6 protein-coding genes are annotated in these 7,122 nt (G+C 72.1%); 4 read left to right on the top strand and 2 right to left on the bottom strand.

The genetic code is table 11. The features are described 5' to 3' along the window. The 4 genes from AB0M20_RS19290 to AB0M20_RS19275 all read left to right on the top strand — a co-directional run. On the top strand, positions 1-920 hold a 920-nt coding region (locus AB0M20_RS19290), incomplete at its 5' end, for an EscU/YscU/HrcU family type III secretion system export apparatus switch protein (RefSeq protein ID WP_364299880.1). A 60-nt stretch (positions 921-980) separates the two neighbouring features. Continuing rightward, complete coding sequence (gene flhA, locus AB0M20_RS19285) at positions 981-3,020, top strand: flagellar biosynthesis protein FlhA (protein ID WP_364299878.1); 2,040 nt, start codon at positions 981-983, stop codon at positions 3,018-3,020. Beyond that, positions 3,010-4,575 carry a hypothetical protein gene (locus AB0M20_RS19280; RefSeq protein WP_364299876.1) on the top strand — a complete coding sequence of 522 codons (1,566 nt, stop codon included), beginning with the start codon at positions 3,010-3,012 and terminating at the stop codon, positions 4,573-4,575. Before flhA ends, AB0M20_RS19280 begins: the two co-directional genes overlap by 11 nt. Further along, a complete protein-coding gene (locus AB0M20_RS19275; RefSeq protein WP_364299874.1) occupies positions 4,572-4,805 on the top strand; it encodes a hypothetical protein in 234 nt (77 codons plus the stop codon). Before AB0M20_RS19280 ends, AB0M20_RS19275 begins: the two co-directional genes overlap by 4 nt. Before the next feature lie 115 nt (positions 4,806-4,920). Here the strand turns inward: AB0M20_RS19275 and AB0M20_RS19270 are convergent, their stop codons facing one another. Then, a complete protein-coding gene (locus AB0M20_RS19270; RefSeq protein WP_364299872.1) occupies positions 4,921-5,586 on the bottom strand; it encodes an MBL fold metallo-hydrolase in 666 nt (221 codons plus the stop codon). A 66-nt stretch (positions 5,587-5,652) separates the two neighbouring features. Then, a partial coding sequence (locus AB0M20_RS19265; protein ID WP_364299870.1) for a flagellar hook-length control protein FliK occupies positions 5,653-7,122 on the bottom strand: 1,470 nt, incomplete at its 5' end.

The following is a 7,122-nucleotide window of genomic DNA, read 5'->3' as shown; positions in this document are numbered from 1 at the left end:
CCAAGATCCCTGTCGTGATCGCCGACGCCGTCCCGTCGATCGCCCTGGGCATCTTGAAGGACGGGCTGATGAGCGCCGCCTGGGCGGTGCTGCCGCTGGCGCTGACCATGATGGCGGTCGGCATCGCCGCGGCCGGCGCGCAGGGCGGCATCCGGGTCGCCACCAAGCTGTTCATCCCGAAGTTCAGCCGCCTGAACCCGCTGCCCGGCATCAAGAAGATGTTCGGGCCGCAGTCGCTGTGGGAGGGCGCGAAGGCGCTCATCAAGACCGGCGTGCTGGCGGGCGTGCTCTACATGACGATGAAGGACATCGTGCCGCTGCTGATGACGACCGGGCGGCTGCAGCTGGGCTCGCTGCTGTCGGTGATCAACACGGCGGTGCTATCGCTGATCCGGGCCGCGTCGGTGGCCGGCATCGTGATGGCCGCGGCGGACTACTTCGTGGTGCGGCGGCGCACCAACAAACAGCTCCGGATGACCAAGGAAGAGGTCAAACAGGAGAACAAGAACACCGAGGGCGATCCGCACGTCAAGGGTCAGATCCGGGCCCGGCAGATGGCGATGGCTCGCAACCGGCAGATGGCCGACGTGCCGACCGCCGACGTGGTGCTGGTCAACCCCACGCACGTCGCGGTGGCGCTGCGATACGAGCCGGACAAGGGTGCGCCGCGGGTGATCGCCAAGGGCCAGGGCGCGATCGCGTCGAAGATCCGGGATCTGGCGACCGAGCACCGGATCCCGATGGTGCAGGACGTGGCGCTGGCCCGGGCGCTGGAGAAGAGCGTGGAGGTGGGCATGGAGATCCCCGCCGACTTCTACGGCGCGGTCGCCAAGGTGCTGGCGTTCGTGATGAGCCTGAAGACAAAGGGTTCGGCAGCCGGGGTGCACCGCAACCCGAATCCCACCCCAGCCGCCGCATAAGTGAAGTTTCCGCACATCACGGCCACTTTCGCGAGACCATCGTCGTGAGGGGAGGAGGCTGTGGAGAAACGGAACCTCAGCAAGCTGGCCGTGCCCGTCGGGGTCATCGGCATCATCGTGATGATGGTCGTGCCGCTGCCGACCTTCCTGCTCGACCTGCTCATCGCCACGAACATCACCGGCGCCCTGCTGATCCTGCTGATCTCGATGTTCGTCCAGCGGCCCCTCGACTTCTCGGTCTTCCCGGCGCTGCTGCTGGTGATGACGCTCTTCCGGCTGGCTCTGAACATCAGCGCCACCCGGTTGGTGCTGCGCGACGGCGACGCCGGCAAGGTGATCCACGCGTTCGGCGACTTCGTGGTCGGCGGCTCGCTGGTGATCGGCCTGGTGATCTTCCTGATCCTGATCATCGTGCAGATGGTCGTGGTCACCAAGGGTGCCGAGCGGGTGGCCGAGGTGGGCGCCCGGTTCACCCTCGACGCGATGCCCGGCAAGCAGATGGCCATCGACGCCGACCTGAACGCCGGCCTGATCGACGAGTCCGAGGCCAAGAAGCGGCGCGCCGACGTGGCCGCCGAGGCCGACTTCTACGGCGCCATGGACGGTGGCTCGAAGTTCGTCAAGGGCGACGCCATCGCGGCCATCATCATCACCGTCATCAACCTGGTCGGCGGTTTCGCGGTCGGCATGCTCCAGCAGGGGATGTCACCGGCCGACGCGATGAACCAGTACAGCCTGCTGACCGTCGGCGACGGCCTGGTCTCGCAGATCCCGGCGCTGCTGCTGTCGGTGGCCACCGGTCTGATCACCACCCGCTCGGCCACCAGCGGCGACATGGGGTCCAGCGTCTCCGCCCAGCTGAGCCAGAACAAGCTGGCGCTGCGCATCGCCGGCGGCGCCGCCCTGGGCCTCTGCGTGATCCCCGGCCTGCCCAAGGTCCCGTTCCTGATCATCGGTGTGATCACCCTCGTCGCGGCTCAGCGGATCAAGGACCCGGTGCCGGAGGCGGAGAAGCCGGCCGAGGAGATCGACCGGCCGGCGCCGGACTCCCCCGAGCAGCTGCTCGGCGAGATGCGGGTGGATCCGCTCGAGCTGGCGCTCTCGCCCGACCTGGTCGACCTGGTCGACACCAACGGCGGAGACCTTCTGGACCGGGTACGCGCGCTGCGCCGCAAGATGGCCCTCGAGCTGGGCCTGGTGATGCCGCCGGTGCGTACCCGTGACGACCTCGACCTTCCCCTGTCCTCCTATGCGATCCGGATCTCGGGCGTGGACGCGGGCACCGGGCAGGCGCCGCCGGGAACCGTGCTGGCGATCGGCGACGGGCTGCAGGCGCTGCCCGGCCGGGCCGGCGTCGAACCGGTCTTCGGCCTGGCCGGCAAGTGGGTGCCCGCCGAGCTGCACTACCAGGCCGAGCTGTCCGGGGCGACGGTCGTGGACCGGGCATCGGTGATCATCACGCATCTGGCCGAGATCGTCCGGACCAACGCCAGCCGCCTGCTCGGCCGCGAGGACGTGCGCCAGCTCACCGAGATGGTCAAGCGCACCCACCCGGTGGTCGTCGAGGAGCTCACGCCGGCCCAGCTCAGCCTCGGCCAGATCCAGAAGGTGCTGCAGGGCCTGCTCGACGAGGGCGTGCCGATCCGCGACCTGGTCCGCATCTTCGAGGCGCTGTCGCTGCGCGCCAAGATGTCGGTGGAGCACGACGGCCTGATCGAGGCGGCCCGCACCGCGCTCGGCCCGGCGATCGCCGCCCAGTACGCCCAGCAGGGCCGGCTCACCGTGATCACGCTCGACCCGATGCTCGAGCAGTCGCTGCTCGAGTCGCTGCGGCCCAGCGAGACCGGCGCCTTCATGGCGATCGACGGGATGCGCGCCGAGGCCATCGTCAGCGAGGCCGGCCGGCTGGTCGAGGCCGCCGAACAGCAGGGCATCACGCCCGTGGTGGCCTGCTCGCCGCAACTGCGGCTGCCGCTGATGCGGCTGCTCAAGGCCGGCTCGCGCCGGATTCAAGTCCTCTCCTACACGGAGATCTCGGGTTCCACCGCACAGATCGAGACCATGGGGGTGGTGAACGGTGCCTACGCGGGTGCTGCTTGAGGGACCGGCCATCGAGCCGCTGCTGGCGCAGGTGCGCGAGGAGTACGGCTCCGGGGTGCGCATCATCTCGGCCGACAAGGTCCGCAGTGGTGGGTTCGGCGGCTTCTTCGCGAAGCAGCATTACGAGCTCTCCGTCGAAGTGCCGGACTCCACCAACGACAGGAAGACCATGCCGCAGCGCAAAGCCCCGACCGTGCCGCCGCCGACGCCCGCCCGCGAGGAGCCGGCGAACACGCTGGAACAGCTTCTGGAACGTGCCGAGTCGAACGACCGGATCATTCCGGAGGACGCCTTCAAGCGGCCGGCGGCGCAGGAGCGGCCGCCCGCGAGGAACGCCGCCCCCGCGCCGGCCATCGGGCAAGGCTTCGGGCCGAGCTTCGGGAACACCGACAAGTCGGCCGGCCGGGAGGCCGGCGTGGAGGACGCCACCGAGGCGGCCACCAAGCAGGACCTGTCCGACAACGCGGCCGCCTTCGCCGAGCTGATGGCGGGCCTGGACGCGGCCAACCACATCGCCTCGGCCAAGCAGCGCCCGTCGCCCCGGCCGCACGCCGGTGACGACAAGCCGGACACCCCCACGGTGCGACCGTTCCGGCCGGCCGCGGCGAGCGGGTCGCCGATCAACAGCGGTACGTTGCGGCCGCTGCCGCCCGTACCCAGCCTCGCCGAGCTGATGGGCGGCCTCGGGGTGAGCGAGCCGACCAGCTCGACCGGCCCGACCAGCCCAGCCGGCCCGGCCGGCATGCCCGGCCCGCCGCCCGCACCCGGCCGCTCGGCCGCGGAGGCCTACGGCCTCACCCCGGTCAAGCCACCGGCCTCCCCGCCGGTCCCGGCCGGGCCCGAGCTGCGCCCGGCGCACACCGACCCGGTGGTGGCCAACCTGATGTCGGTCGGCATGCCGGAAGCGCTGGCCGCGCAGATCACCGGCGGCGACACCTATGCCGGGGTGCTGACCGCGCTCGCCTCCCGTCCGGCCGCGCCCGCGATCCCGGACGCGGCCGGGGAGATCCTCGTGCTGGCCGGTGACCTGAGCCACGCGGTGCCGATCGGCAAGCAGCTGCTCGAGCAGGCCCACCTCGACCCGAACCACCTGCTGCTGGCCGGTGGCTCGGCGGCCGGCACCGGGCTGCACTCCTCCCGGGTCATGCACACGCCGAAGGAGGCCGCGGCCCGCTCCGCCAAGATGCAGGCCGCGTCGTCGGCGTGGGTGGTGGTGCTGGACGCCCGAGTCGGCGACACCGATCCGATCTGGGTGAACGACATGTGTGACGCGATCGGCGCCACCGCCGTGTGGGCGGTCGTCGACGCCACCCGCAAGACCGCCGACACCGCGCGCCATCTGCGCGCGCTCGGCGAGGTCGAGGCGCTCGTCGTGCACAGCGTGGACCTGACCGCCGACCCGGCCACCGTGCTCGGGCTGGACCTGCCGATCTTCTCGCTCGACGGCAAGCCGGCCACCCCGCACGCCTGGGCCGCGATGCTCTGCGCGCGGATCGCCGCCGACGTGACGCCGCAGGTCGCCGCCCCGCGCCGGCAGGTGCGATCCGCGCGATGATCCGCTGGTCGGTGCTGCTCTTCGCGCTGCTGATCAGCGCGCCCGCGCTGTACCGCTATGTGTTCGACGAGATCGACCTCACCGAGGTGCTGGTGCGGTTCCTGATCGCCGTGCCGATCGCGGCGATCCTGCTCGCGGGGCTGCGTTTCGTCACGGCCGGATACGGCAAGACGGACGAGCCGGCGACGCCGGTCACCCCGAGTCCGGACGCCTCCAACGACAAGCCCTGACTCCGGTAGCCCACGCGCCCATCCGCCTCGGATGCACCGCTGGGCTACCACAGGACACCGAAGTGGTAGCCCACGCGCCTATCTCGGCCCGCGATGCGCGGCTGGGCTACCACTTCTAGCCGGTCAGCGCCCGGAAGCCGTCGACCGCCCGGCCGCGCACCGCCTTGCCGTGGCCGAAGACGACCGTGTCGAAGTCGAGCTGCGCCAGGCGGGCGATGCTCTCGGCGGCCCGGGTGACGTCCAGGGTCATTGCGCGGGGCGACTTGCGGACCCGGCCGCGGACACTGGTCGCCGCGTCACCGGCGAAGAGCACGCCGCCGTCGCGGTCCAGCAGATAGGACACGTGTCCCGCGGTGTGGCCGGGTGTGTGCACCGCCCGGAAGCCGGCCACGGTGATCGGGCCGTCCGCGCTCACCGCCTCGTCCACCGTGACCGGCTCGGCAGCGCCGACGAGCGGCTTGGTGAGCCGTTGCATCCGGGTCAGCGGTGGGTCCTCGCGGCCCTCGACCGCGCCGGCGTCCAGCTTGTGCGCCACCACCCGGGCTCCGGACCGGCGCTGGAGCTCGGCCACGCCACCGGTGTGGTCGGGATGCCGGTGGGTCAGCAGGATCGTGGTCACGTCGCCGATCTTCCGGCGCATCTCGTGCAGCGCCCGGCCGAACTCCGCCGAGCGGCCCGGCAGCCCAGTGTCGACCAGCACCACCCCGTCGTCCACCACGACCAGGTGGGCGTGCACATATCCGATGCTGATCTCGAAAACGCCGTTCACGATCTCGCGCATGCGCTCGATGGTGCCACTGTTCCTGGTGAGAAGGGGGTTGATCGTGCGAACCGCGCCGTCCGGGTCCTACGCCTTGATGTCCAAGCGACCGTCCTCAGTGGACAAGTCGGCGGGTGTAGCCGGCGCCGCGTCGGTGGTCCCCGCCTGCGGCACGCGCGCGTTTCCCGTGAAGGGGAACTGCTGCCGTGCCTGCTCCTGCTGGCCCGAACCCTGCCGGAGGTCCACAGTGGTATTGCCGAAGCCGGATTGCTCGAGCTCGCGGCGCAGGTCGTCCATGGCGTTGCGCAGGGCGTCGGTGCCCGCGTCGGTGGCCCCGGACAGCTGGACGTTGACCTCGCCGTTGCGGATCTCGGCGACCACCTGCACCGGGCCGAGGTCGACCGGGTGCAGGTTGATGGTGAGCCGGTGCACACCGTCGGCGTCGAGGCGCAGCGGGGCGATCCGCATGGCGATCTGCGTCGCGGGCGGACCGGGCACGGGTGACGACGGCGGGGGAGCGGCGGCCGCGGTGACCGGCGCGGTGGGCGCCGCCGGAGCGGGCCCGGCCGCCGGGGCGACCATCGGACCGGGCGTGGGCGCGCCGGCGGTGTCGGTCTGCGCGGCGATGTCGGACTGCATCTGTACGGGCGCGGGCGCTTCGGTCGCTGCCTCGGGCTTCTGGACGGCGGCGCCGGCCACGGCGGCGCCCGCCTGCGGGCTGACGCCGGTGTTCTCGGCGGCGGGTGCGGCCATCGCCGGCGGCGTGGGTTGCCTGGGATCCGTTGCCTCACCGGTCGGTGCGGTGCTCGCGGTGGGTCCTTGGGCGGCAGCTGACGGACCGGTCTGTGGGGCCGTGGGCGCCGTCGCCGCTGGCTCGGCGGGCGCCGCCGACTCGCTGAGCGGCACGGTCATGGCGGGGTCGAGCATCTTGAAGCCGGGCGGCAGGGGCGCGGCCCCGGCCGTTTCCCCAGCGGAAGCCGCGGGAGCCGCGGGAGCGGCCGCCTGTCCCGGTGCGACGGTAGAAGCAGTCGGGACGGCGGTCGGAACGGCGGTCGGGACGGGCGTCGAAGCGGGCGTCGAGGCGGCGACGGCGGTCCCGGCCGGATCCGGCTGAACCTCCGCACCGGAGGTCCCGGCGGGCAGACCGGTCGGTACGACCGGCGTGGGCATGGGGACAGCGACACCCGGCGCGGCCACGGGCGTCGTGGTGGCTTCCTCGGCCGGCTCCGGCTGCGTCGTGGAGACCGCCGCGGTCGTTTCCCCGCCGCCGGCTTGGGTGTGTTCGGCGGCGGCGCGCACCTGGGAACGGTCCTGAGCCGCCTCCCGCACCTGAGCCTTCTCGTGCGCGGCCTCGTGCACTTCCGCCTGCACATCCGCCTGCACGGCCTCCGCCGTATCCGGCTTCGCGGCCGCCCGGTCGGCCTCCGCCGGCGCCGGCCGGTCCTGAGTGGCGACTGGGCTCTGAGCGGCGGATCGGCTCTGCGCGACGGATTGGCTCTGGGCGGCGGCTCGGTTCTGCGCGGCGGTGGCGGCGAGCCGCTCCTGCGCGGCGACCCG

The organism is Actinoplanes sp. NPDC051633, from assembly GCF_040681735.1.
GTDB lineage: Bacteria > Actinomycetota > Actinomycetes > Mycobacteriales > Micromonosporaceae > Actinoplanes.
The sequence above is the reverse complement of the archived record's forward strand: the minus strand, read 5'-3'. Positions and strand labels throughout refer to the sequence as shown.

What these genes read in the sequence shown, in the direction of transcription:
- AB0M20_RS19275 (WP_364299874.1), top strand. Translation starts at nt 4,572, where the DNA reads ATGATCCGCTGGTCGGTGCTGCTCTTCGCGCTGCTGATCAGCGCGCCC.
- AB0M20_RS19270 (WP_364299872.1), bottom strand. Translation starts at nt 5,586, where the DNA reads ATGCGCGAGATCGTGAACGGCGTTTTCGAGATCAGCATCGGATATGTG.